Raw genomic sequence first — 24,872 nt, forward strand, 5'->3', positions numbered from 1 at the left:
TTAATAACTGAAATAGCCGGGCCAAAGTTAGTTTGCCGGCTATTTTCATGCTGAAAAAAAAAGGAGATACACATTCTTTAAATCAGCCAGCTGCAAATGGCTAAAAAGCTTAATACAAGCGCCACCCAAAAGGCAGGCCTTCTTCCCGTCTGAAAATAGCTAATGAGGGCCAGCAGGAGTGCAATAGTTGAAAATATTCTTGGAATCCAGACCAAAGAGAAAAACAACCGGGGATTAAGAATTGGAGTGGACGGGCTTAGAAGAGCTATTCTTACCCCAAAGTATATTTCCGAAACAATAGCAATTACTGAAAAAATAAGCGAAAGTGATGTCAATTTCATAATGTGATCAGCTTCTTTTTTCCATTATGGTTGGCAGAGGCTGCGGTAAGTATACAGGGTTTTGAAAATTTATTGCCAAATATATGAAAAAGGCATTGACGCACAAAGTGTATTAAGGGTATAGTACATCTATAGCTGTATGAATCACTTAATACATACGCTTAATTTTACCAATAAAGGATGATTCAGGTGACGGTGTATAGGAGATGTTCTGATGAATCTCACGTTTAATAACAGAGATCCGGTGTACTTGCAGGTTGTCCGCTACTTCAAGGAGCAAATTGCCACTGGGGGCATCGTAGCCGGGCAGGAGGTTCCTTCACGCCGGGAAATTGCAGCGCTATTGAAGATAAATCCAAATACAGCCCAGCGTGCATATAAAGAAATGGAGGAACAGGGATTGATTCATACAGAACGCAATTTCCCAAGTCGGATTACGACTGACCAAACGATTTTGAGCGCTGTCAGGGAAGAACTTATCTTTCAGGCAATTGACGCTTTCATTCTGTCTGTTAAGCCTATTAATGTGCCCGTAGAAGAACTGCTCATGTTGATTAAAGAAAAATATGTAATGGAAAAAGGGGAGTAAGGAGGCTGTATTGTGATCGAAGTAATCGGAATAACCAAAAAATTTGGCAGGAAAAAAGTTCTGGATGGAGTCTCCTTTCAAGCGGACAAAGGTGAAATAACATGTTTAATCGGGATCAATGGGGTTGGGAAAACGACAACACTCAAAGCAATCATGGGCCTGACTCCAGTAAATAGAGGTAAGGTCCTTATAGATGGGGAACCATTGAGCAAAAAAAGCTATGAGAAGATTACCTATATCCCCGATACCGTAACAATGTTGCCCGGGATGACAATTGGGGAATGTCTGTTATTTATGGATGATTTCTACCAGAACTGGAACAGTGTAAGAGCTGCAGAACTAATGTCCTTTTTCAGGCTGGATGAGAAGACAAGGATCGCTGAGCTATCCAAGGGGAATGCAGCTAAAATTAATCTGCTGCTCGGATTATCATTAAACGTAGACTATGTGCTGATGGATGAGCCCTTCTCAGGCATCGATATGTTCAGCCGGGAGCAAATTGCCGATGTTTTTGCCAGCCACTTGATTGAAGGGCGGGGTGTCATTATTACTACTCATGAAATTAATGATATTGAACATTTGATCGATAAAGCTGTGTTATTGGATAACGGAAAAGTGCTAAAGGAATTCAAAACAGAAGAAATCCGTATGCAGGAGGGTAAATCGGTCGTTGATGTAATGAGGGAGGTATATCTGGGGTGAAACGATATCTGAAGCTAGTAAACTTCGAAATCAACCGGGCTATCAAACTATTTGCAGGATTATTAGTCATCATTGCTGTAGTCGAGGTGGCAGGGGTCATTATTAAATCAAGAAGCTACTTGCAGGAAACTGGAACTTTAAGCAAAGAATTATCAGTGTCACCTGCAGAATATATTCAAAGGTATGGGGTATTCAGTTTTTTGGATATCATTACCAGCATGTGGATATTGGCCCCAATTGCATTAAGTGCGGCAGCTATGCTCTTATATTGCTTCCTCATTTGGTACCGTGACTGGTATGGCAAGAACACCTTTATTTATCGGCTTCTGATGCTGCCTACAGAAAGAACCAATATATTCTTTGCCAAAGCAACTGCCATTGCCCTATTGGTGCTTGGTCTGGTTGCCTTCCAGATTATACTGTTTCCGCTTGAGCAGGCAATCATGGAATATATGATACCTAGTGATTTGCTGAGTCAGGTCAATTATATCCAAATATTGAATAGCTTTTGGTTTTTGAATCTTATTATTCCAGATACACTCAGCGTTTTCCTGGTTTCGTACGGAATCGGCGTACTAGGCATTTTTATTCTCTTTACAGCGATTTTATTTGAAAGAAGCTATCGGCTAAAAGGGATATTTATGGGAATTGGCTATATTGTAATTGCATCAGCCCTGTTTTTGTCCCCTCTGTTGATTATGGCAATTCCCAGCATGGAATTTATGCTATACCCTATGGAGCTGCTGCTTTTGGAAATGGCGCTATTCCTGGCGGTTACCGCATTATCCGTATATGTCAGCAAATTTTTGCTTAATAAAAAGGTTTCTGTGTAAAGGAGGCAGTTATGAAAAAGTATCATTATACATTGTTCATCCTGATTGCAATAGTAGTGAGTATCGGCGGCTTTTACATTAATGGAGCAGTGTCTGCCAGCCAGCTGCCGGAGTATAAGGTTGTCAGGCTGGAGGGGGATAAAAAAGAAGCGGATCCAGTGATGTTAAAGGGTCAGCTTGGCATGGGGCGTCATGTGGCGAATCCGGAAGACGTCCGTATTACAAGTCATGGAACGGAATATGGGAGCAGCAAATCATTCATAGCTCTCTTTAGTGAAATAGTTGAAAACAATTATGGTATTGAAAAACTTCAGAAAAAGTATCCTGGTTTTATGAGAGGGAAGGCAGGTGCATCTTCTTTTTATGAAGATAAAGATTTTTTGGCCTATGCAGCTATAAAAGAAAATGGGGCAGCAAGAAGAGGTTTGAATGACTTTAAAATAAATATAGCTTTATTGGAAAAACAAACTGACAAACAAAATAGCTTTTCTATTAAAGTCTCCGCAAAAGAGAGCTATTCCTACCTGACAGTTATAGATGTCCAGCTTGTGGGAAGGACATTGAAGATAGTTACTGAACAATCCCTTTATAAACAAACTGATCATGACAATAGGGAGGCACATGTTTACACCATCGATTTATCAAAAAAGGAAATAATTTCGGACGATGTCATCTTTGTGTATGACAAAAAAGCCGATGATATTCGTTACTATGTTCAACTTGTCCGGGAAGTCAGCCCGACAAGCCCAAACAAATATGTATTATATTATATAAATGCGGTTAAGGAAAAGACGGACAGCAATGGTGAAATGTCGTCAAACCAACTTAGCAGTGAACTTAATCTTTATAATCTCGAAACGAACGAAACCGACACGATAACAACAGTTAGTGATTTATCAGGTACAGGAAATGCATCGTATTACGATGATAATACGGTCTACACCCTGCACCGAAAAGATGATGGTTTGCAGATTGAACAGAATGACCTAAACAGCAAGAAAACAGTAAAAAGCTATCTAATTCCGATGGAAATCCCCAAACAGCAGGAGGATTTAAATCACATAATAAAGAATGATAGGATCTATATTTTTACAGCAGAGAGTATACACACTGAGAACTCAAGTACTCAAATGCCAGGAGTTCTTATCGTAGCCGATCTTAAAACAGGCAAAGTGTTATATAAGGGAAAGGTAAAGCCGTTTAAAACAGGCAAAGAATCCAATGATAATTTATGGATCAATTATATGGAAGTGAAGGAAAAGTAAGAAAAACCGGCTCCGCATAGAGTTCTTGCGGAGTTTTTGCGTCCGCGGGAAGCTAAGTTTAAACTGAATAAATATTTAATTGTTGTGAAAATTTACAATTAAACATAAAATAAACTAAACAGTCGTTTTTTTATAAAAGAAGCTAGGAGAGATTTGGAATGACAAAAATAAAACGTCTGGAGGAATGTACTCTCCAGGAGGCAGTAAAGGCTTGGAACAGCGGATTTGAAGGATATTACTTTGATATGACTATGAGTACTGATGCTTTTGTCAATCGGCTTGCACTGGAAGGATTATCGCCAAGTTTGTCACTGGTAGCGTTTATAGACGATCAGCCGGTCGGCATTCTGCTAAACGGTATACGCGTCATTAACGGGAAGAAGTTTGCATGGAATGGCGGAACAGGTGTGGCACCCCAATATCGAAAGCAGGGTGTTGCCAGGGAGCTAATGAATGTCACATTGTCCTTATATCAAGAAGAAGGGGTGGCTACAGCTTCCCTTGAGGCCATACGTGACAATGCGAAGGCCATTTCCCTGTATGAAAGCTGCGGCTTTTCCGCCGTCGATAGCTTGGAGCATCTTGTTTTAAAAGGCATGCTGCAGGAAAGTCTTTTTCCAAAAGAACGAGGTGAGTACTTAATTAAGGAAATAAACGTTCAGCATGTAGCAAATCTGCCATTTTATAAAGCAGAAAATCCATGGCAGACTCAATGGAGAAGTGCTAAGGACAGCGAAGCCATACTGGCCTTTGATGGCAAAGGGAATGAAGTCGGCTATGCCTATTTCCGCAAGAATGTAAATGAACAAGGCAGGCATATTGGCACCACATTATTCCAATGTGAAGCCGATCCCTTGCGAATGGATGCTGAAGGAATAACCCGGAGTCTTCTAGGCTATGTGTTTGAAGACTTTCAGGGTGATATAAGCCGGATCATTCCTAATCTCCCGGTTACAAGCAGCAAAACCACTTATTCTATTTTAAAAGAAATAGGATTTAAATCCGTTGCGAGCCAGGTATTTATGAAAAGGCCGTGTTAATGCTGATTATTGATTTTGCCACTATGTTGAGTGGAGCCGGAAGTTAACAGCCAAGTATAGCAGATTCTATAAAAAGAAATTAAGAAGGGTAAGTAACATATCAACTATTTTAGGAATCTGTAAAATGAAGTTAAATTCCCGTATTTAAACAGCTGGATAATAAGGCACTGCCATCCTTAGTAATTGTCTTTATTTGGCGGGCAGTAATCAAAAAACATTGGCTCCAAAGGAAATCATAGTATCGATTGATATTGAAATCTTCGGTAATTTATCAGGCAGTTTAATTTTTTAGAAACTTCCTTTGCAAAAATCCATAGCAATAAACTTGGAAAGAGTGATTCAAAATGAAATCCAAGAACTATCCATATCAGCGGCCGGATTTAGATGAAATAGCAGCCCGTATTTCAGATGCCCTGCAAGAATTTAATCAATCGAGTACAGCGAAAGCCCAGGGAGAAGCGATCAAAGAAATTAATGGGATCCGGAATCATGTGGAGACCATGATGCAAATCTGTATAATACGGCATACGGGCGACACGGCTAATGAATTTTATAAGAAGGAACAAGATTATTGGGATGAAGCAGCGCCGCTTTTTGCCGGCATGGTAACAGATTATTACAAAACACTATTAGCATCAGGATTCCGTTCGGAGCTGGAACAATTATTTGGAGCACACCTATTTGCACTGGCTGAAACAAAGCTGAAGACCTTTTCAGCCGATGTGATTGAGGACCTGCAGCAAGAAAACAAGCTGGTATCTGAGTACACCCAGCTGGAAGCCTCTTCAAATATATTTTTTGATGGAAAAGAAAGAACGATTTCTCAAATTTACCCCTATACACTATCCGCAGACAGGAACATACGGAAAGAAGCCAGTGAAGCCCGGTTTAGCTTTTATCAGGAGCATAAAGAGCAGTTGGATGATATATATGACAAGCTTGTAAAAATCAGGACGGTTATTGCCAGAAAGCTAGGCTTTGAAAACTTTACGGAGCTTGCTTATGCGAGATTAGGCCGAACAGATTATGGTGCAGAAATGGTGGCTTCATTCAGACAGCAGGTGAAGGAACATGCTGTGCCTTTGGCCACAAGGTTAAAGAAAAGGCAGCAGGTGAGGCTGGGCCTTGATGAATTAAAATATTTTGATGATGAAATTATGTTTTCCTCTGGAAATCCAGTCCCTAAAGGATCATCAGAATGGATTGTGGAGCAGGGGAAGAAAATGTATCAGGAACTTTCTGCTGAAACAGGAGAATTTATTCAGCACATGCTTGATCGTGAGCTGATGGATCTAACTGCAAAAGCAGGGAAAGCAGGAGGTGGATATTGCACCTATCTTCCTGAATTCCAATCTCCTTTTATTTTCGCTAATTTCAATGGCAGTGCGGATGATATTCGTGTCCTCACCCATGAAGCAGGGCACGCCTTCCAGGTCTACCAAAGCAGAAATCTTGGGCAGCCAGAATATTACTGGCCGACATATGAAGCAAGTGAAATTCACTCTATGAGTATGGAATACCTTACGTGGCCATGGATGGAAAACTTTTTTAAAGAAGAAGCCGACAAGTATTTATTTGCCCATCTAAACAGATCGGTGTTTTTCCTCCCATATGGATGCGCAGTCGATGAGTTTCAGCATGCTGTTTATGAAAACCCGGATTGGTCGCCATCCGAGCGTAAAACTGCCTGGAAGGATATCGAAAAAGCTTACTTGCCTTACCTTGACTTTGACGGCAATGAATACCTGGAAAGCGGAGGATACTGGCAGCGTCAAATCCATATTTATACCGATCCTTTCTATTTTATTGATTATGCTCTAGCCCAAATCTGTGCGATGCAGTTCTGGAAACGTTCCAGGGAAGATCAGGAAAACGCCTGGAGAGATTATATGCTGCTATGCAAACTTGGCGGAAGCAAATCGTTCACAGAGCTTATGAAACTAGTAAACTTGGATTCGCCTTTTGAAGAGGGCAGTATTGCCTCTGTACTGAGGGAAGTAGACGGGTGGCTTGAAGCGGTGGAAGATAACAAAATTTGTACGGGGGGGGTAGTAATATGGAGAAGTTTTTTAATGTTAGAGGCCTGGATATTTATGTGAAAATGTTGGGAGCAGGGACTCCGCTTGTTTTCCTTCACGGGGGTCCGGGCGGCGAACACCGTTACTTTTTGCCGCATCTCGAGGAGCTGGCTAATACATTCCAACTGATTTTTTATGATCAAAGAGGCTGCGGCCAATCGCAGGAGCCTGAAGACAAAGATACCTATACAATGGATGAAGAAGTGGAAACTCTTGAAGCATTGAGAGCGGAGCTGGGCATTGAGAAGTTGAATCTGGTAGGTGAATCCTGGGGATCTATGCTGGGACTTTTGTATGCAGCCAAATATCCGAAAAAGGCAGATAAATTATTTTTGACTGCAGCTGTAGGAGCAACAAAGGATGGATATCTTGGGTTCGGAAAAGAACTGGAAAACAGGTTAACCTTAGAAGACAAACATCTTCTCGATATGATGGTCGAAAAGCTGAATAATAAAGAAATAGATGTACAGGAAATTTTCAGCATAATTGACCCGTACTATGTTTACTCCAGAGAAAACCTTAGCAAGAAAACTGCAACCAAGAGCAATGAAGCAGTAAATGCAATTTTGGGCAACGATATTGGGCTGAATTATGATCTAACAGACAGGTTAGAAAGATTGAAAGAGATACCAATAATGGTTGCTCAGGGTGAACACGATATCAACACTCCGGCTATGCTGCAGGATCTGCTGCTGCAATACATACCACATGCCCAGCTGGAAGTCATTAGCGAATGCGGCCACTGGACCGTAATCGAACAGCCGGATATAATGATGCAAAAAATCAGAAATTTCTTTGGGCGGTGCAGCCAATGAATAGTATAATCAGGAAACTGACTAATGAAGAGATGCCATTATTTGCGGATATAGCTATCAATGCCTATCCTGGTGTGACGCAAAATACTCCCGAATTTAAGGAAAAATTCACAAAAAACTTAATTCAAATTCAAGAATCTGAAGAAACAATTGATTTTTTTGGCTTGTTCCGCGACGGAAAACTGCTTGGCGGGATGAGAATTCATTATTTTAAGATGAATTTATTTTCCAAAATAATCGATGCAGGCGGGATTGGGCAGGTTGCTGTAGACCTTCTGCACAAAAAAGAAAAAGTAGCCAAGGAACTTGTCGGGTATTTCATTGCTTATTTTAAGGAAAAAGGAGTTTCACTGGTCATGCTGTATCCATTCCGCCCTGATTTTTATAAAAAAATGGGATTTGGTTATGGCACTAAGATGAATCAATACCATGCCGAGCTGGCAAGCTTTCCCAACGAAGTATCAAGGGAGGGCCTCGTGTTTTTGGATGCTTCCCACAAGGATGAGATTCGTGATTGCTACAATCAGTATGCAGAATCTGTCCATGGAATGATTATTAAGACAGGTTATGATATGGATGTGATGTTTAAGAATCCTGATCATAAGCTTGTCGGTTTTTTCGAAAATGGAAAGCTTAAAGGCTATCTTCTGTTTGCGTTTAAAAAGATGAGTGAACGCAATTTTTTAACGACTAATATTGTGATTAAGGAAATGATATATGAATCTCCCGAATCATTGCTAAAGCTATGTGCGTTTCTCCATAGCCAGCAGGATCAAATTCAAAGAGTAACACTCCAAACACAGGATGATTCCCTGGAATATCTGCTCGGTGACCCCCGAAATGGCTCCAACAACATTATTCCAAGCGTCTATCATGAAATCCTCTCAGCCGGTGTTGGAATTATGTATCGGATTATTAACGCAGAAAAGTTTTTCAGCCAGATGGAAGGCTTTGATTTTAACAGCCAGACGGCCACCTTTAAACTTACTATAGAAGACTCCTTTATGCTGAAGGGCCAACAGACTTTTACAGTTAAGCTGGTTAACGGACAGTTAAGGCTTTCTGATTCGGAAACCGCTGATTTTGAGGCTGAATTGAATGTAGCCGATTTATCATCCCTGCTGATAGGGGCAGCGGATGTCCAAAAATTATATAATTACGGGAAATTAAAGATAAGCAGCAAGGATCATGCACACACACTGCATAAAATTTTTATCAATCACGAAAAACCAATATGTATGTCTGCTTTTTAAAATTTAATGGAATAGATCATAGGAAGCATGCAATAAAGATTGGGTCAAGTAATGTTTCATATAAACTAACCGGTCTTTTTTGAAAGCCTGTATATCGGAGGGATCATATGCCGCCAGTAGTATCAGAAGCATACCGTGAAAAAAAGAAGGAAGAAATCTTAAATAGTGCGCTTGTATGCTTCGCCAATAAAGGCTTTGAAAATTCTACAATTGATGATATTGTCGCCCATTCAGGCATCAGCAAAGGATCCATATATATATACTTTAAAAGCAAAGAAGATATATACGTTGAAATGATCAGCCGGCAGACAAAGCAATCCTTTGAAAAAATCACTTCAGAGGTCGCCCAGCTTAAGAGCTCTTTTGAAAAAGTCAATTATTTGTTCCAGCTTTACCTTGCTCCAAATTTTCCTGCAGGGGATGAAGAGGTAAGAAAAATGCTGGTAAGCTTTGAATTTAAGCTTTATTCTTCAAGGCACAAACATATTAATGATTTGCTAACAAAAAGGCGCCATGAATATTTTATCAGCCTTGTGGCTGGAATTTTGAAGGATGGACAGCAGTCAGGAGAGGTTTCCTCTCATATTAAACCGGAAATATATGCGGATCTTTTCTGGACCATGATAGATGGTCTCTTGATGCAGTCCGTATACAAGGATTATCCTCAGCAAGAGATATTGCTGCAAATGCAGCGGATGTTTAACGAAGGAGTAAAGAACGGGGAAAATAGCACAATTGCGAGCAGTTCCGAGCAGTCCGCATCATCCCCTGATATTGCTAAAGTCCCACATGTCGCTGTTTCAGCCAGTATATACCAGGATTTGAATATTATAGGCTCAGGGCCAAATAAAATTCCCCCTTTGCTATTCTAATACAGCTTTAAAACTTGAAAAAGGAACAGTCTTTCTGAATTAAATAGGAGGGCCGTTCCTTTAAAAATTAAATAATCCAGGAGGTGCTGTCTATGAGACAGCATTTTTTTTAGGAAAATTGCCGGAGCTAAGCCGATTGTTCGGCGTAAAAAATAAATTAAATTAAAATGTAAAATTCTCTTAGGAAGTTGTACCGTTTAGCTTAGATTACACCGCCTTTATAGTGTTAGCATTTGGAGAAAACTATTTTCGTTTATTTCCATGGATAGGTTGGAAGTATAAACTCATGTTGATTTTTAGGATGGTAAAACTTTATTAACTAGCAGCTGCCTAACTGCAGCGCCTTATATGCCAGACGTTACTCTTATATGACATTTATCATATACCCTATATGACATGTATGTCTGCAAAGCTAGATTCTGATTCACTATACTTTATGTAATTAAATAGAGGAAAGGAATTTGTAATATGACCAAACACAACGCAAAAGCATTACGCAAGGAAATGTCGCCGTATGAACATTCCATTACAGGAGACAGTTTAAAACAGCTGTTTAATACTATCATTCCTTTTTTATTCTTATGGTTTCTTGCCTATCAAAGCTTAGAAATTTCTTATTTCCTTACTTTAGGTTTGACAATCATTGCAGCGGGATTTTTGGTTCGGATTTTTATCATATTCCATGATTGCTGCCATCACTCGTTCTTTAAAAGCCGAAAAGCAAATAGAATTATTGGCACCATAACAGGTGTACTTACATTATTCCCTTATTCAAAATGGGCACATGAGCATACTGTACACCATGCAACAAGCAGTAACCTGGATAAACGGGGTACAGGAGATATCTGGGTTCTTACGGTAGATGAATATTTGACAGCGCCGCTGTGGCTTAAAATGGTTTATCGTCTATACCGTAATCCTTTTGTTATGTTTGGTTTAGGTCCTATTTATGTTTTCCTTATTTCGAATCGTTTTAACAGGAAAGGTGCAAGAAGCAAGGAACGTATGAACACGTATCTTACTAACCTGTTAATTGTGGTAATGATAGGGCTGTTCAGCTACTTGCTTGGATGGAAGTCTTTTTTATTAGTACAAGGCCCAATTTTCTATATTTCCGGTATTGCCGGCATTTGGCTTTTTTATGTTCAGCATACATTTGAGCAATCGTATTATGAAAAAAATGACGAATGGGAATACGTTAGAGCAGCGGTAGAGGGAAGCTCGTTCTACAAGCTTCCGAAAGTTCTTCAATGGCTGACAGGGAATATTGGTTTTCACCATGTTCACCATTTAAGTCCAAGGGTACCAAATTACAAGCTGGAAGAGGCACATAATAATAGCGTGCCCCTGCAGCATGCGCCGACTTTAACAATCGCTGCAAGCCTGGAATCACTTAAATTTAAGCTGTGGGACGAGAAAAAGAGAAACTTTATCAGCTTCAATGAAGTTAAAACTATTACACGTAAAAAAAGCAGTATTTCAGTTCAGTAACTGTTCTGGTTCTTCGGTAAAGAATATGGGATTTTACTGGCCTATTGATATACGTTAAAATAACAGATGAACCTTATATCAAATACCGAAAAAAGAGGTTGTAAAATGATAAAAAGGTATATGATAATGCTGAAAAGTACCGGGATATCCCCTTATATTTGGGCAATCCTGAGCATTCTTCCGTTTTATTTTATTTTCCAATTATCCTCAACGATTGAGATAACAATTGGAATTATACTGACGGTACTGTTCTTTATCTGCTACCGATTTGCTTTCTTTTCCAAGGGATGGACCGTTTATGTATGGACAATCTTATTGATTGCCATTTCCGTCTCTTCGGCAAGTTTGTTTAATTACATTTATTTCGCCTTTTATATTGCTTACTTGAATGGCAATATAAAAGACCGGATAGCATTTTTGGTTCTTTACATCATTCATCTGGTTACAACGACCGTTGCCATTAACCTTAATATTGTCCTTCAGGAGCCGATGTTCATTAAGCAGCTTCCTATCGTGATTATCGTTTGGATCGGTGTAATCCTCCTTCCATTTACTATCCGGAGCCGGAAGCAAATGGGACAGCTGGAGGAAAAGCTAGAGGATGCAAATAAACGGATCTCTGAGCTCGTGAAGCATGAGGAGCGGCAGCGGATCGCACGTGATCTGCATGATACGCTTGGCCAGAAGCTATCTTTGATCGGGCTGAAAAGTGACCTGGCGAGGAAATTAATTAATAAGGACCCCGAACAGGCAAGCAGCGAGCTGATTGATGTTCAGCATACTGCCAGGACCGCATTAAATGAAGTGAGAAAAATGGTTTCAGAAATGCGGGGAGTTAAGCTGAAAGATGAAATGATTCGCGTTGAACAAATATTGGAAGCGGCTCAAATAGAGTTCAATGGAATACGGGACGTTTCAGTGTCAAATATTCCTCCATTAACAGAAAATATTTTAAGCATGTGTTTAAAGGAAGCTATCAATAATGTAGTCAGACACAGCAAGGCTACGAGCTGCTATATCAGCATCGAACAGAAGAGAAAAGAAATTGTCATTATTGTAAAGGATAACGGTATCGGGACTGTGGATAATGATAGCTTTGTGAAGGGCCATGGATTAATTGGAATGAAGGAGCGTTTGGAATTTGTTAATGGAACACTTGATATTAATATAAACGAAGGAACCACTTTAATAGTCAGAGTTCCTCATGCCGTAAAGCACACAGTTAAGGAGGGGCTATCATGATTCGGATTGTAATTGCTGAAGATCAGGGTATGCTTCTGGGAGCCCTGGGTTCTCTTCTCAATCTGGAAGAAGATATGGAAGTAGTGGGGAAAGCCAGTAACGGCGAAGCTGCACTTAAGCTGGTTAAACAGCATGAGCCGGATATCTGTATCATGGATATTGAAATGCCGGGCATGAGTGGGCTTGAGGCAGCAGAACAATTAAAAGGCCAGGGCTGCAAAGTAATTATTTTAACAACATTTGCCCGTACCGGATACTTTCAGCGTGCCTTAAAAGCTGGTGTCAGCGGCTATTTATTAAAGGATAGCCCAAGCGACGAACTAGCCAGCTCAATCCGCAGTGTAATGGCCGGAAGGCGGATTTATGCCCCCGAATTAATGGATGATGTGTACAGCGAAGAAAACCCTCTTACCGAGCGGGAAAAAGAAGTGCTAGAACTTGTGGCAAATGGGAAAAATACAAAGGAAATAGCAGCCGAACTTAATATAAAAACGGGCACGGTGCGAAATTATATTTCCACAATCCTTGAAAAGCTTGAGGTTAAAAACAGGATTGAAGCAATCTCCCAGTCCCGTGAAAAGGGCTGGTTTAAATAACTGCTTAAAAGGAAATGTTTAGTTTTTGGCTGTTAAACCATTAAAAAATATTAAAAAATGGTTTTAAAATGCTTTAAAAGGGCAATAATATACAAGCAAGATAAATTTTGCAATTCTTTTGGATATGCTAGGAGGCAACAAAATGGAACGTGGAAAAGTAAAATGGTTCAACAGTGAAAAAGGCTTTGGATTCATCGAACGGGAAGGTGGAGAAGATGTTTTCGTACATTTCTCAGCCATTCAGGGTGAAGGCTATAAGTCTTTAGAGGAAGGCCAGGAAGTTACATTTGACGTTGAAGAAGGCCAGCGCGGACCGCAAGCGGCAAATGTAAATAAAGCATAACCTTAGAACCTACGGACAGACCCGGAAATCGGGTCTGTTTTTTTGCTTTAATGCCTCTTTATTATTCGTTCTGTAAAGGAGCTTCCATATAATAAATTCTATTCTGATTCCCCCTTTTGCTGGTCTATTGTACAAGCTTATCTGCCAGATGATTCATACAATATGCAAGACATAGTATAGTCGTTGCAGGCAGAAGGCAGTTTAAAAGGGGGCGGAGAAAATGGAGCAATTTCTTTTTGATTATGCAAAAGAAGGTGTTTTTCTTGCTCTTTTCTTGTATTTGTTAATTTGGCATATACCCAGTATGAGACAGGAATTTAAGCAAGACATGAAGGATATGGAGGCTAGGCATACCTCTGAAATTGAGAGGGTTGAAAAGAAGTATCTAGAAGAGATGGAAAGACTCGAAAAGAAAGCGGAGATGCGTGAAGGAGAATTGATTAAGCTGTTAACAATGTTTGAGGGGAAGTACGAACTCATCTCAGATAAGATCGATGAGGTACTTAAACGGCTCAATAATTTTTAGAGACGGAAAATAAAGAAGATGTTGTTGACACTTTAAGAAAAATTAAATATAGTTAAAAGGATGTATAACTAAATAAAACTTGTATTCGAAAAGAGGTTCATAGCAGATACCCTCTATAAAAAACTATGGCTTTGATAATGCTATCAACCATATCCTGCCTTGGATATGGTTTTTATTTTTCAAAGATCATCCGTTTGCTATGAGCCTTCTTTATGACACGATTCATTATAGGAGGCTTTTATTATGTCTGGAAGAAAACCGGAAGAACTAGAAGGAGTAACATTATTAGGGAACCAGGGGACAAAGTATTTGTTTGAATACTCTCCGCAAGTCCTGGAATCATTTGATAACAAACATCCAAATCGGGATTACTTCGTAAAATTCAATTGCCCGGAATTTACAAGTCTTTGCCCGCAAACAGGGCAGCCTGATTTTGCGACAATTTATATAAGCTATATACCTGAAATAAAAATGGTCGAAAGCAAATCATTAAAGTTATATTTGTTCTCTTTTAGAAATCACGGAGACTTCCATGAAGATTGCATCAATATCATTATGAACGACCTGATTGAATTAATGGATCCCCGTTATATCGAGGTGTGGGGCAAATTTACCCCGAGGGGCGGCATTTCCATCGACCCATATTGCAATTACGGGAAACCGGGCACGAAATATGAGAAAATGGCCGATTACCGATTAATGAACCATGATTTATATCCGGAAACTGTAGATAACAGATAAATATTTACTGAAGAGGTTTTTAGCTACCCTCTTTAAAAAACTAAGAAAACAGCACTGCTTCTTAGTTGTGCTGTTTTTTTAGCATAAAGTGCTGTTCAAGCTTTAGGATGGGGTACGGGAAAAGATAATTTCGTGAAAAAGAGCACTAATTCCGTGAAAATAAAATTTATTCAGTGAATAAAAAATTCATTCCCGTAAACCGGACATTTGCACTTTTTTATTTAAAGGAGAATCTTACATGAAAAATGATAAAGCAGTTGTTGTATTTAGCGGCGGCCAGGATAGCACTACATGTTTATTTTGGGCGTTAGAGAATTTTGCAGAGGTTGAAGCTGTAACCTTTGATTATAATCAGCGGCATATTACCGAAATTGAATGTGCAAAAAATATAACGAAGGAATTGGGAATAAAACATCATATACTTGATATGGCCCTTTTAAATCAACTGGCCCCTAATGCGCTTACAAGGGATGACATTGAAGTGAAGGATGGGGAAGACGGAGAGCTGCCCTCTACGTTTGTCCCTGGGAGAAACTTGTTATTCATGTCCTTTGCAGGTGTCTTAGCCAAAGGGATAGGTGCAAAGCACATAGTCACTGGCGTATGTGAAACGGATTTTAGCGGATATCCGGATTGCCGGGATATATTCATTAAATCATTGAATGTTACATTGAACCTGTCTATGGATGAACCATTTGTCATTCACACACCTTTAATGTGGCTCAACAAAGCAGAGACATGGAAGCTGGCGGATGAGCTTGGGGCTTTCAGCTTTGTTCGCGAAAAAACGTTAACCTGCTATAATGGCGTGATTTCAGATGGATGCGGAGAGTGTCCAGCCTGCAAGCTAAGGCAAAAAGGATTGGAAGATTACTTGAAAAACCGAGGGGAGTGCTAGGAATATGTATGGCTTTCGCATCGTAGATAAACTACAGAAGATGGACGAAGATATTAAAAAAGAACAATTAAAATATCACAATAAGCGAGTGCTTGTCAGCAAGGAATTCACCTTTGATGCTGCCCATCATCTGCATTGTTATGAAGGTAAATGCAAAAATCTTCACGGGCACACATACCGTGTCATATTTGGACTGAGCGGGTTTGTTGATGAACGTGGCCTCCTGATCGATTTTGGAGATATTAAAGAAATTTGGAAATCAGAAATAGAAATTTTTCTTGATCATAGATACCTCAATGAAACATTGCCAGCAATGAATACGACAGCTGAAAACATTGTTGTCTGGATTTATGAAAAAATGAATGAAGCGCTGCAGCAGGAAGAAAGAAAGCAGACTTACTCAGGAGCAAGAGTTGAGTTCGTCCGCCTGTATGAAACGCCTACCTCCTATGCGGAAGCCAGACGGGAGTGGATGGAAAGTGAGTAAATTGCCGGTTATGGAAATTTTTGGCCCGACCATTCAAGGAGAAGGAATGGTTATTGGCCAAAAAACGATGTTTGTCAGAACGGCAGGCTGCGATTATTCCTGCTCATGGTGTGATTCGGCTTTTACATGGGATGGCACCGGAAAAGACAGTATCATTCAAATGGAGCCGGAACAAATATGGGAAGAACTAAAGCGCCTAGGAGGAAACGCATTTTCCTTTGTTACCATTTCTGGCGGCAACCCAGCGCTTTTGAAAAACTTAGATAGTCTAATAGAAATATTGAAGCAAAACGATATCAAAGTTTGTCTGGAGACACAGGGAAGCAAATGGCAGGATTGGTTTTACGAGATTGATGAATTAACGATTTCTCCCAAGCCGCCAAGCTCAGGAATGATCACAAACTTTGACATTCTGAATACAATCTTGGACAATCTGAAGTCACGCTCTATGAATCAAAATGTTTCTTTGAAGGTAGTGGTATTCAACGATGAGGACTATCTATTTGCGAAACGAGTTCATCAGCGTTATCCAGATGTTCCAATGTTCCTGCAGGTCGGCAATGATGACAGCTTAACTGCTGACGACCAAATGCTGATCAGCAGGCTGCTTACAAAATACGAGTGGTTAATTGATAAGGCAATGCTGGATGATGAATTAAAAAATATCAAAGTTCTCCCTCAGCTTCATACATTTGTGTGGGGCAATAAACGGGGAGTGTAATCTTACAAAACAGTTTATGCCTGAAATCGATTGATTTAAGATAGGGGTATCCCAAGTTGAACTTGTGGATACCTTTTTTCATTTTCCTTAATAAACAGAATTCTTCACTAAAAGGGCGGGTAGAAATCTTGATTTTCCGCCCTATTTTCATTTCACTAAATAAAACGCCCGTTTGGACTAATAAATTTGAATTTGGAAAAATAATTTAGTATTCCACAGAAATTAATTTTGAGTGGAACAGGTACAACATCTTTATGGTGTTCGGTCAACTAGCTTATTATGATGCTCATTTGAGTCAAATAACGCAATCTTCGATGGCAAAAGAAATCCCATATTTTGATGATAAATGTTATTATTTTACTAGATTGGTATCCATAGAAGCGAAAGGCGGAAGCAGTGTGCTGGAAATTTTCCCTATCCACATGAAAGAGTTTAATCAAGATCGGACTATCAGAGTTTATACGCCCCAAAACTATCGTGAAGCAGAAAAGCGTTATCCTGTATTATATATGCATGACGGACAAAATGTTTTCCGTGATGAAAGTGCAGTTGGAGGCGGTGTTTCTCTTGGACTTGAAAATTTTCTTGATGAAACCAAGCTGGAGATCATCGTAGTGGGCATTGATTTGAATACTGCAGGCCAGGAGCGGGTGAACGAATACTGCCCCTGGAAGAACGGTGAATATAGTACAAAACTTGGAGGAGACAGAACTTTAGGCGGAAGGGGTGAGGCATATCTGAATTTTATCACAGATGAATTAAAGCCGTTTATCGACAAACAGTACAGAACACTTCCAGATCAGACCTCCATGGCTGGGATTTCGTTAGGCGGCCTGATCACTAGTTTTGCTGCCTGCAAATATCCGGAAATTTTTGCGAAAGTTGCAGTCTTTTCTTCTGCCTTTTGGCGCAATCAGGAAGACATAGAAAACCTTATCAGGCGCTCAGACCTATCGTCCATTGAAAGATTCTACCTTGACTGCGGGACTGTAGAAGCAAGGGAAGATACATATATTAATAATGAATTCCTTTCTTCCAATAAAGCGGTATACGAATTATTGAAGGAGAGAATAATAAACACCAGATTTGATATTATAGAGGATGCAGAACATCATTATAATTTCTTTCGACAAAGAGTTCCTGAGGTTTTTAAGTTTTTGTATCCTGAATTAACCGGCGATTTTAAACATTAGAATCAACAAAACCTGCAGGGGGAAGTATACACTTGAAACTTGCTATTTCGTATCTTTTTTCTTATATTGTTCTATCTTTATATTTTAATTTACTGCCTGTAATATTTTCAATGAATGACATTGTGAGATTTTTTCATCTTTTAGTATTCTTTCCTTTTGCGTATTTGGTGTCCAAATCATTAAACCAAAAAGGGTTAATAATGTATGGACTGCACTTTTTTAAAGGATGGCAAAAGAATTTGTTTACAGGTTTTGCAATAGGATTCTCTGCATGGGCGGTGCTCTTTTCATTGCGTTTTTTGCTGGGGGATTTTCAGTGGAATGGAATGAAGCCGCTTAGTGAAAGCTTGTTGGCAGTTGCTGTGATATTTGTCGGCTTTGGCCTCGGATCGCTTATAAATGACATGATTGTCAATGGGCTCCTATTATATTATTTCAAGGATAGAATGCCATTCATCTTTGTCATGATATTTGCCGTAGCCGTTTATTCGCTTGATGATATATGGAATGAGGGCTTTAGTTTCAACAATACTATCTTTTCAATCGCGTTAGGACTCAGTATAACCTTTGCTTTTTATAAAACAGATTCTATTTGGGTAAGCACTGGGATTCATCTTGGGTTAAACGTGGTTTATGGGTTATTTTTCGGAATTTCTGGAAATGCCGGTGATGGACTTATTTTATTTGAAATGAATTCAAACACTAATTTTTTACATAACTGGCTATCAACCATAATTGCTTTCACAATGTTTTTATTTGTGTACTTAACTTATCGAGATAACCAAAGGTTCCAACCTGCAATTCCCATTGTAAAATAATCGGAAAACAGACCGGCCCGCAAACTAAAAGTGCGGCCGGTCTTTTTCTATAAAACTTTTTCCCGGGAAAAATAAAATATTACGGACAGCAATCCCGTGAAAAACATTTGGCGTTTGAACGTGACAAAATCATTAAATGAGACCTGTTATTTTTATCGGAGTATTCATAGTGTATTTATCTCGATATGATCGATAGGAAAGGGCCACTGCTTTCTCTGTAAGGACGTCCAGCTGTAAGATTTTTGTTTCCTTAGTTTCTAAATAATATAAATTTTGGTCCGTTTCGAGCTGATAAAAATAAAATCTTGTTCCTAAAAATTCCTTGGCTGAAATTATCGTTTCCGGGTGCTGCCGAACATATTGAGCCAATTGCTGAACAGTTGCGTAAGGAGTATCTGAAATGTCATATAGCTTTTCTTTTATATTGGCCGTTGCTTGATTGTATGTTTTTTTTGCCTTATCAACGATTTTATTCAACTGTTTTTTCATAATAAGCCTCCTTTGCTTTTGTTGTGCTTGATTCTTTAATTCCCATCTAACAATTTGCTAAACCAAACGGGTTATATATTAAAACATTCTTTTAAAAAACAGTTTGACATGAAACCAATTGGTTGTATATATTGAAATAAGGAAACCAATTGGTTTCATTTTAAACCCGTTATGGAGGTCACTTTAATGAAAGAGAAGATGAATGAAACACTTCCGGATATCAGGAAAACAACTATTTTTAATGCTTCGATCGAGAAGGTGTGGAATGCAGTTGCTACTTCCGAAGGAATTGCTGCGTGGTTTATGCCGAACGATTTTCAGCCTGAAGAAGGCGCAGAATTTCATTTGCAGGGGCCGTTTGGGCCATCACCATGTAAGGTACTTGAAATGGATCCGCCCAACAAGCTTGTTTTTTCCTGGGACGTTTTCGGATGGCACGTTTCGTTTGAACTAAAAGAATTTGATGGAAAAACGGAATTTACACTGGTTCATTCCGGATGGGGAGCTGCTGATGAGATTATTCCAGGAGCAGAACAAAAACAAAACGATGTCAGAAACACAATGGAAAATGGCTGGGAACCGCTTGTTCATAATAAGCTCCGTAAAGTTGTTGAGGATTAATGGCCGAAGCACAGAAGCATGACGTATTTCAGGCGATTGCCGATCCTACCCGGCGAGAAGTTCTTATGCTCCTGGCTAATCAAGAGATGCCAGTAACTGAAATTAGCAAGCACTTTCCAATGAGCCGTACAGCCGTTTCAAAGCATTTGCGCATTTTATCTGAAAGCAGGCTTGTCGATGCCACCAAAAAAGGCAGGGAAACGAGATACAGGATTCAGCCTGAAGCGCTGCTGGAGCTGAAAGAATGGCTCTCCTTCTTCGACCAATTCTGGGATAACAAACTATCCATGCTAAAGCATATAGTCGAAGATCATTCAAAAAAAGAGTGTCAACAAAAAGAATTCAGGAACAATGAAAATTAAGATGGGCAACGTTTATCCGATAAAAGGGATTCGGAATGCTCTTATTCCGAACCCCTTTTTAGTGATTATTTCTATTTTTGCTTATTTTGAGTGTGAATTGATTTATTCCTCCTTAAGAAAGCCCCCGATTTATCTACATAATTAAACTGCGAAAATTATTCACCAAATCGGCTATCCTTTTCATTTTTTCATTTGGTAATGGAAGTTAAATAAACATTTTCCTTGTGATTAAAGGAAAAAGCTGTAATTTTAGGAATATAAATAGGTAATGGTTTCTTTTAGTTCAAAACAGTAAAGTAAAAATGAAATGGATATAGTTGTATTCACTCTAGAAGGGTAATCGGGCAGGCAGCTGAAATCGGTTAAATAATAGTCTAAAATGGCGGTTGTTTTTACTTTAAAAGATTAGCATGAGGTCGATATTAGAAATGTGAAATAACTTAAACACAAGTAAAAAAGCAATTGATAATAGGGAGACCAGCTATGGACCAGGTTAAAATAGAAGAACATACACAGCAAATGATAGCATTGATTCGAGAAATGCCCGATTTTATTTGTTTTAAGGATGGGGTAGGACGCTGGCTGCTTACCAATCCTTTTTCACTGCGGCTTTTTCAGCTTGAAAATGTTCCGTATAGAGGGAAGACAGATTCTGAATTAGCAGTCTATTCACCTTTCTTTAAGGATGCCCTGTTATTTTGCGAAAAAGAGGATCAAAAGGTTTGGGAAGCCGGCAAGGTTTCAAGAGGGGAAGAAATCATTCCTCAGCCAGATAACTCATGCAAGATATTTGATGTCATTAAGGTCCCGCTTTTTCATGATGACGGGGAGCGCAATGGGCTGATTGTTATTGGCCGGGATATTACTGAGCGAAAAATGGCCGAGAGGAACATTAAGCATTTAGCCTATCATGATGAACTTACAGGACTGCCAAACCGCAGGCATCTTTACGAGTCTTTGAATAATGAAATTCTTCAGCCAAACCATTTTGCGCTCCTTTTCATAGATTTGGACCGGTTTAAAGTCATCAATGATTCCCTGGGCCATTTGCTGGGAGATTTGCTGCTTCAAAAAGTAGTGCAGCGATTGGTGCAGAATTTAGCTTGTGGAATGCTTTTTCGCCATTCAGGAGATGAATTTATCCTGCTATTGCCTAATGCGGGCAGGCTAGAGGCTGAGCTGGTAGCCCAGGAATTGATTCGTCATTTAGATACGCCATTTGAATTAAATCCGCATGAAATATATGTTTCTGCCAGTATTGGCATTTGTTTGTCTAGTGATGTCGGGAGGAGTTCTACTGCTGAAGATTACATTAAATTAGCTGATTTGGCGATGTATCAGGCAAAACAGGAAGGCAAACACACTTATAGATTTTATTCTGAATCAATTGGATCAGCGGCATACTCTCTGATTGATATGGAAACAAAGTTACATAAAGCCCTGGAACGTGAAGAATTTACTCTTCATTATCAGCCGCAGATCGATCTGGAAATTGGAGAGGTATCCGGTATTGAAGCTCTGCTTCGATGGAATCATCCGCAAATGGGATTTGTTTCACCTGCAGAATTCATCCCTCTGGCAGAAGAAACAGGATTGATCGTCCCAATAGGCAAATGGGTGCTCTATACCGCATGCAAACAAACTAAAGAACTGCAGGATATGGGACTGCCGCGGCTGGCGGTTGCCGTGAATTTATCGGCACTTCAATTTTACCAGCATGATTTAGTAGAAGTCGTCCAAGGTGCATTGAAGGAGAGCGGGCTTGATGCCCGTTATTTAGAACTGGAAATAACGGAAAGCATGACGATGGATGTAAGCAGGACCATAAAAATTCTTAATGGGCTGAAAAAACTGGGAGTAAAGATCAGCATTGATGATTTTGGAACTGGGTATAGTTCTCTTGCTTATCTCAAAAAGTTTCCTATTGATAAATTAAAGATTGACCAATCCTTTGTCGGAGAATCATTAAAGGATTCAAATGACGCGACCATCGTGCAAACGATTATTGCGATGGCAAAAAACATGGGGCTGCGTGTCAATGCAGAAGGCGTTGAAACAATGGATCAATTGCTGTTATTACAGCAGCATTTTTGCAATGAAGTGCAGGGCTACTTCATTTGCAAGCCGCTCCCCCTGGAAAGTCTGCTGGAAAAACTGCCAGGAATTAAAAATTCATTAGCAAACCTGGGAGTACCACAGTCCTTAAATGAGAGGCTGTGGATAGAGGAGTCATTGAGGGTTGCCCGACAAAGTCTGCAGGATACAATAAAGCTGCAGCAGGGAATGACCTTTAAATATAAGCAGCAGGACGATAAATTCGTCCATACTCTAGCAGATGGGGAGCTCCTATACCGAATTGGGCTTTCCCCGGAAGTACTGATTGGAAAAACCATATTTGATGTCTTGCCTGCCAATATGGCACAAAAGAAGCATGAATATTATCAGAAAGCCTGGGAAGGTGAAAGGGTTACATATGAGGGCGAAAACAATGGGATCCATTATCTGGCGGCTTTAAGCCCCATTAAATCAGGGGGCCGGGTAGTGGAGGTTGTAGCCTCGTGTGTGGATATAACTGAACGGAAGCAGGTCGAAAAAAAGCTTCAGGAAAGTGAAGAAAGATACCGGCAGTTAATTGAAATCGCTCCGGACACTATACTGGTCCATCAGGATGGAGTAATACAGTATATTAATCAAGCGGGAGTAAAGCTAGTTGGTGCAGACCGGGATGAACAGATAATCGGGAGATCTTTGCTGGAATTTATCCATCCTGAGAATCTTGCTGATGTAAAAGAACGGCTAAATCAGATTCAGCAAAACCACCAGCCAATAGAGCCTATAAAAACGAGAATCATCCGTCTTGATAATCAATCCATAAACGTTGAATCAACGGTTGCTCCCATTACCTATAATGGAGCTAATGCTTTTCAGAACATCATACGAATCGTTTATGAACCGGCTTTAAACTAAAGTAAGCAAGAGAAAAACCATAAAGAATAAGAAATCTATTACGAATTGCCTGTTTTTTTGGATAAAAATGAAACTAAGATTAAAGGCTGGCCTTCAACCTGAAGTCCAGCCTTTTATTTTTTTATTTGTCTTCATTATAATGTTCATTAAGATATGGGTTTTCGGTTGTAGCGAAGTTCACTGAAAGCAGACTTGTTTCAGGATCGAGTGCGTAAAGGCCTTTTAGCTTTTCTTCCAGGAGTTCACCGCTTTGGAACTGTGGCTCCTTTTTTTTTCCTTTTGCCATAAAGCTATACCTCCTAAAATGGTAAAGGGAGCTGGCTGCAGAAGCCAGCTCGGAAAACCGTAATAAGTAACTATAATGGATCATTATTCGGATCAATATATGATTCAATTCCTTTGTCGAGTGCACGGTATGCCTGTCCGTAAGCTGCGGAAGCAGAAGGAGTCCCTGCATGTTCAAGTTCTGCCTGGGCATGTTTTGCATGTGTGACGGCATTTATAATATTTTCGAACATTTTCTCTTTTTGGCCGGCAGACTCCTTTGCCTTCATTAAAGTTTCCAGGCAGAAATCCAAATCTTCTTCATTTGGATTATCAAAGGATCTTTCCAATACATCCTTGACCTCCTGTAATATCTCTTTCATTGTCTGCACCTCCGCTATTATTTTCATATGGTAGTTTCACCCGGCAAAGAGTATTTATGCGGAAAAAGCGGGTGTCACAGAAATAAATTTCGACATATCTTTTTGTTTTCCGACAAGATGTGCGTAAAGCGATCACGTGATTACTGTGTTCTGAATCTTTTAAGCTAGTGGATGTAAACAATAGTCGATATTTGTTAATTTCCAGAAAGCTTTTTTTATCATAATATTAAGCTTACGGAAAGTATCTGCAATTAACAACAAAATCCACTGTATTTGGCGGAGGGATGAAAGTGAATGTAAACTTCTGCGTCAAACTGATTGACAATGATGCTGGAATGGAAGACGAAATTTTAGTGCAAATGTTTCAAAAAGGAAATGTTGAATCCTCAGAGGTTTTAATCCATAAATATCGGAATTTTGTCCGGGCGAAGGCTAGTAGGTATTTCTTAATCGGCGGGGATAAAGAGGACATAATCCAGGAAGGCATGATTGGCCTATATAAAGCCATCCGGGATTATCGGGAAGACAAGCTTACATCATTTAAGGCGTTTGCAGAGCTTTGCATAACAAGACAAATGATTACGGCCATAAAAACAGCTACAAGGCAAAAACACACACCGCTTAATTCGTATGTTTCACTGGACAAGCCTATCTATGATGCGGAGTCGGATTTTACGCTATTAGACATCATTTCCGGAACCAGAGCAACGGATCCCGTCACATTGCTTATAAACCGCGAAAAAACGGATGATATGGAAATGAAAATGTCAGAATTGCTTAGTGATTTAGAAAGAAGTGTCTTGAAGTTATATATGGATGGCCAATCTTATCAAGAGATATCCGAATTGTTAAACAAGCATGTGAAATCCATTGATAACGCATTGCAGCGAATCAAAAGAAAGCTGGAACGGTATCTCGAAATGAGAGAGCTAGTACATTAAT

The 24,872-nt window shown here is 39.6% G+C and carries 28 protein-coding genes and 1 riboswitch; of the genes, 25 read left to right on the top strand and 3 right to left on the bottom strand.

Going from position 1 to position 24,872, the window contains the following annotated elements:
- Window positions 1-162: 162 nt before the first annotated feature.
- The 21 genes from CVD28_RS11850 (at window position 163) to CVD28_RS11950 (ending at window position 18,844) form a co-directional block, all read left to right on the top strand.
- Window positions 163-348: a hypothetical protein gene (locus CVD28_RS11850; protein ID WP_101592586.1), complete on the top strand. Its 186-nt coding sequence runs from the start codon at window positions 163-165 to the stop codon at window positions 346-348.
- A gap of 207 nt (window positions 349-555) precedes the next feature.
- Window positions 556-930 (top strand): GntR family transcriptional regulator, encoded by a 375-nt coding sequence (locus tag CVD28_RS11855; protein WP_101592587.1) that lies wholly within the window; start codon window positions 556-558, stop codon window positions 928-930.
- A gap of 12 nt (window positions 931-942) precedes the next feature.
- The gene (locus CVD28_RS11860) at window positions 943-1,632 is read left to right on the top strand and encodes an ABC transporter ATP-binding protein (RefSeq protein WP_101592588.1); all 690 of its coding nucleotides are present in this window, start codon (window positions 943-945) and stop codon (window positions 1,630-1,632) included.
- Window positions 1,629-2,465: a hypothetical protein gene (locus tag CVD28_RS11865; RefSeq protein ID WP_101592589.1), complete on the top strand. Its 837-nt coding sequence runs from the start codon at window positions 1,629-1,631 to the stop codon at window positions 2,463-2,465. Before CVD28_RS11860 ends, CVD28_RS11865 begins: the two co-directional genes overlap by 4 nt.
- A gap of 11 nt (window positions 2,466-2,476) precedes the next feature.
- Window positions 2,477-3,730 carry a hypothetical protein gene (locus CVD28_RS11870; protein ID WP_101592590.1) on the top strand — a complete coding sequence of 418 codons (1,254 nt, stop codon included), beginning with the start codon at window positions 2,477-2,479 and terminating at the stop codon, window positions 3,728-3,730.
- 158 nt (window positions 3,731-3,888) lie between these two features.
- A complete protein-coding gene (locus tag CVD28_RS11875; protein WP_101592591.1) occupies window positions 3,889-4,770 on the top strand; it encodes a GNAT family N-acetyltransferase in 882 nt (293 codons plus the stop codon).
- Between the two features lie 344 nt (window positions 4,771-5,114).
- Window positions 5,115-6,869, top strand: coding sequence for a M3 family oligoendopeptidase (locus CVD28_RS11880; RefSeq protein ID WP_101592592.1), 1,755 nt, complete (start codon window positions 5,115-5,117; stop codon window positions 6,867-6,869).
- Entirely contained in the window at window positions 6,827-7,663 is an 837-nt protein-coding gene (locus tag CVD28_RS11885) for an alpha/beta fold hydrolase (RefSeq protein ID WP_101592818.1), read from the top strand. The genes CVD28_RS11880 and CVD28_RS11885 overlap by 43 nt, the downstream gene beginning before the upstream one ends.
- The gene (locus tag CVD28_RS11890; RefSeq protein ID WP_180954134.1) at window positions 7,660-8,916 is read left to right on the top strand and encodes a GNAT family N-acetyltransferase; all 1,257 of its coding nucleotides are present in this window, start codon (window positions 7,660-7,662) and stop codon (window positions 8,914-8,916) included. Before CVD28_RS11885 ends, CVD28_RS11890 begins: the two co-directional genes overlap by 4 nt.
- Window positions 8,917-9,023: 107 nt before the next feature.
- Entirely contained in the window at window positions 9,024-9,788 is a 765-nt protein-coding gene (locus CVD28_RS11895) for a TetR/AcrR family transcriptional regulator (RefSeq protein WP_101592594.1), read from the top strand.
- Between the two features lie 468 nt (window positions 9,789-10,256).
- Window positions 10,257-11,279 carry a fatty acid desaturase gene (locus tag CVD28_RS11900; protein ID WP_101592595.1) on the top strand — a complete coding sequence of 341 codons (1,023 nt, stop codon included), beginning with the start codon at window positions 10,257-10,259 and terminating at the stop codon, window positions 11,277-11,279.
- 105 nt (window positions 11,280-11,384) lie between these two features.
- The gene (locus CVD28_RS11905) at window positions 11,385-12,521 is read left to right on the top strand and encodes a sensor histidine kinase (RefSeq protein ID WP_101592596.1); all 1,137 of its coding nucleotides are present in this window, start codon (window positions 11,385-11,387) and stop codon (window positions 12,519-12,521) included.
- The gene (locus CVD28_RS11910; RefSeq protein WP_101592597.1) at window positions 12,518-13,117 is read left to right on the top strand and encodes a response regulator transcription factor; all 600 of its coding nucleotides are present in this window, start codon (window positions 12,518-12,520) and stop codon (window positions 13,115-13,117) included. Before CVD28_RS11905 ends, CVD28_RS11910 begins: the two co-directional genes overlap by 4 nt.
- Window positions 13,118-13,259: 142 nt before the next feature.
- Window positions 13,260-13,460 carry a cold-shock protein gene (locus CVD28_RS11915; protein ID WP_101592598.1) on the top strand — a complete coding sequence of 67 codons (201 nt, stop codon included), beginning with the start codon at window positions 13,260-13,262 and terminating at the stop codon, window positions 13,458-13,460.
- 220 nt (window positions 13,461-13,680) lie between these two features.
- Complete coding sequence (locus tag CVD28_RS11920) at window positions 13,681-13,986, top strand: hypothetical protein (protein WP_101592599.1); 306 nt, start codon at window positions 13,681-13,683, stop codon at window positions 13,984-13,986.
- Window positions 13,987-14,229: 243 nt separating this feature from the next.
- Window positions 14,230-14,727, top strand: a complete 498-nt coding sequence (queF, locus tag CVD28_RS11925) for a preQ(1) synthase (RefSeq protein ID WP_101592600.1) — start codon at window positions 14,230-14,232, stop codon at window positions 14,725-14,727.
- 6 nt (window positions 14,728-14,733) lie between these two features.
- Window positions 14,734-14,777, top strand: a riboswitch (PreQ1 riboswitch).
- A 188-nt stretch (window positions 14,778-14,965) separates the two neighbouring features.
- Window positions 14,966-15,625 carry a 7-cyano-7-deazaguanine synthase QueC gene (gene queC / locus CVD28_RS11930; protein ID WP_101592601.1) on the top strand — a complete coding sequence of 220 codons (660 nt, stop codon included), beginning with the start codon at window positions 14,966-14,968 and terminating at the stop codon, window positions 15,623-15,625.
- Between the two features lie 4 nt (window positions 15,626-15,629).
- Window positions 15,630-16,112, top strand: a complete 483-nt coding sequence (gene queD / locus CVD28_RS11935) for a 6-carboxytetrahydropterin synthase QueD (RefSeq protein ID WP_101592602.1) — start codon at window positions 15,630-15,632, stop codon at window positions 16,110-16,112.
- Window positions 16,105-16,833, top strand: a complete 729-nt coding sequence (gene queE, locus CVD28_RS11940) for a 7-carboxy-7-deazaguanine synthase QueE (RefSeq protein ID WP_101592603.1) — start codon at window positions 16,105-16,107, stop codon at window positions 16,831-16,833. The genes queD and queE overlap by 8 nt, the downstream gene beginning before the upstream one ends.
- Window positions 16,834-17,123: 290 nt before the next feature.
- Complete coding sequence (locus tag CVD28_RS11945) at window positions 17,124-18,026, top strand: alpha/beta hydrolase (RefSeq protein ID WP_257985843.1); 903 nt, start codon at window positions 17,124-17,126, stop codon at window positions 18,024-18,026.
- 239 nt (window positions 18,027-18,265) lie between these two features.
- Complete coding sequence (locus CVD28_RS11950; protein ID WP_142384766.1) at window positions 18,266-18,844, top strand: CPBP family glutamic-type intramembrane protease; 579 nt, start codon at window positions 18,266-18,268, stop codon at window positions 18,842-18,844.
- 132 nt (window positions 18,845-18,976) lie between these two features.
- Here the strand turns inward: CVD28_RS11950 and CVD28_RS11955 are convergent, their stop codons facing one another.
- Window positions 18,977-19,333: a hypothetical protein gene (locus tag CVD28_RS11955; RefSeq protein ID WP_101592605.1), complete on the bottom strand. Its 357-nt coding sequence runs from the start codon at window positions 19,331-19,333 to the stop codon at window positions 18,977-18,979.
- A 186-nt stretch (window positions 19,334-19,519) separates the two neighbouring features.
- Here CVD28_RS11955 and CVD28_RS11960 point away from each other — a divergent pair, with 186 nt between their 5' ends.
- From CVD28_RS11960 to CVD28_RS11970, 3 genes are all read left to right on the top strand, one after another.
- The gene (locus CVD28_RS11960; protein WP_101592606.1) at window positions 19,520-19,954 is read left to right on the top strand and encodes an SRPBCC family protein; all 435 of its coding nucleotides are present in this window, start codon (window positions 19,520-19,522) and stop codon (window positions 19,952-19,954) included.
- Window positions 19,954-20,316 carry an ArsR/SmtB family transcription factor gene (locus CVD28_RS11965; RefSeq protein ID WP_101592607.1) on the top strand — a complete coding sequence of 121 codons (363 nt, stop codon included), beginning with the start codon at window positions 19,954-19,956 and terminating at the stop codon, window positions 20,314-20,316. The genes CVD28_RS11960 and CVD28_RS11965 overlap by 1 nt, the downstream gene beginning before the upstream one ends.
- Window positions 20,317-20,799: 483 nt before the next feature.
- Window positions 20,800-23,283 carry an EAL domain-containing protein gene (locus CVD28_RS11970; RefSeq protein WP_101592608.1) on the top strand — a complete coding sequence of 828 codons (2,484 nt, stop codon included), beginning with the start codon at window positions 20,800-20,802 and terminating at the stop codon, window positions 23,281-23,283.
- Between the two features lie 121 nt (window positions 23,284-23,404).
- On the opposite strand, the gene CVD28_RS28065 is transcribed toward CVD28_RS11970, so the two are convergent.
- On the bottom strand, window positions 23,405-23,569 hold the full coding sequence (locus CVD28_RS28065; protein WP_180954135.1) for a hypothetical protein: 165 nt from the start codon (window positions 23,567-23,569) through the stop codon (window positions 23,405-23,407).
- A gap of 70 nt (window positions 23,570-23,639) precedes the next feature.
- Window positions 23,640-23,930 carry a hypothetical protein gene (locus CVD28_RS11975; RefSeq protein WP_101592609.1) on the bottom strand — a complete coding sequence of 97 codons (291 nt, stop codon included), beginning with the start codon at window positions 23,928-23,930 and terminating at the stop codon, window positions 23,640-23,642.
- 284 nt (window positions 23,931-24,214) lie between these two features.
- Here CVD28_RS11975 and sigH point away from each other — a divergent pair, with 284 nt between their 5' ends.
- Window positions 24,215-24,871, top strand: coding sequence for an RNA polymerase sporulation sigma factor SigH (gene sigH, locus CVD28_RS11980; RefSeq protein ID WP_101592610.1), 657 nt, complete (start codon window positions 24,215-24,217; stop codon window positions 24,869-24,871).
- Window position 24,872: the final 1 nt, after the last annotated feature.

This window comes from Bacillus sp. M6-12 (assembly GCF_002860285.1).
Lineage (GTDB): Bacteria > Bacillota > Bacilli > Bacillales > DSM-1321 > Peribacillus.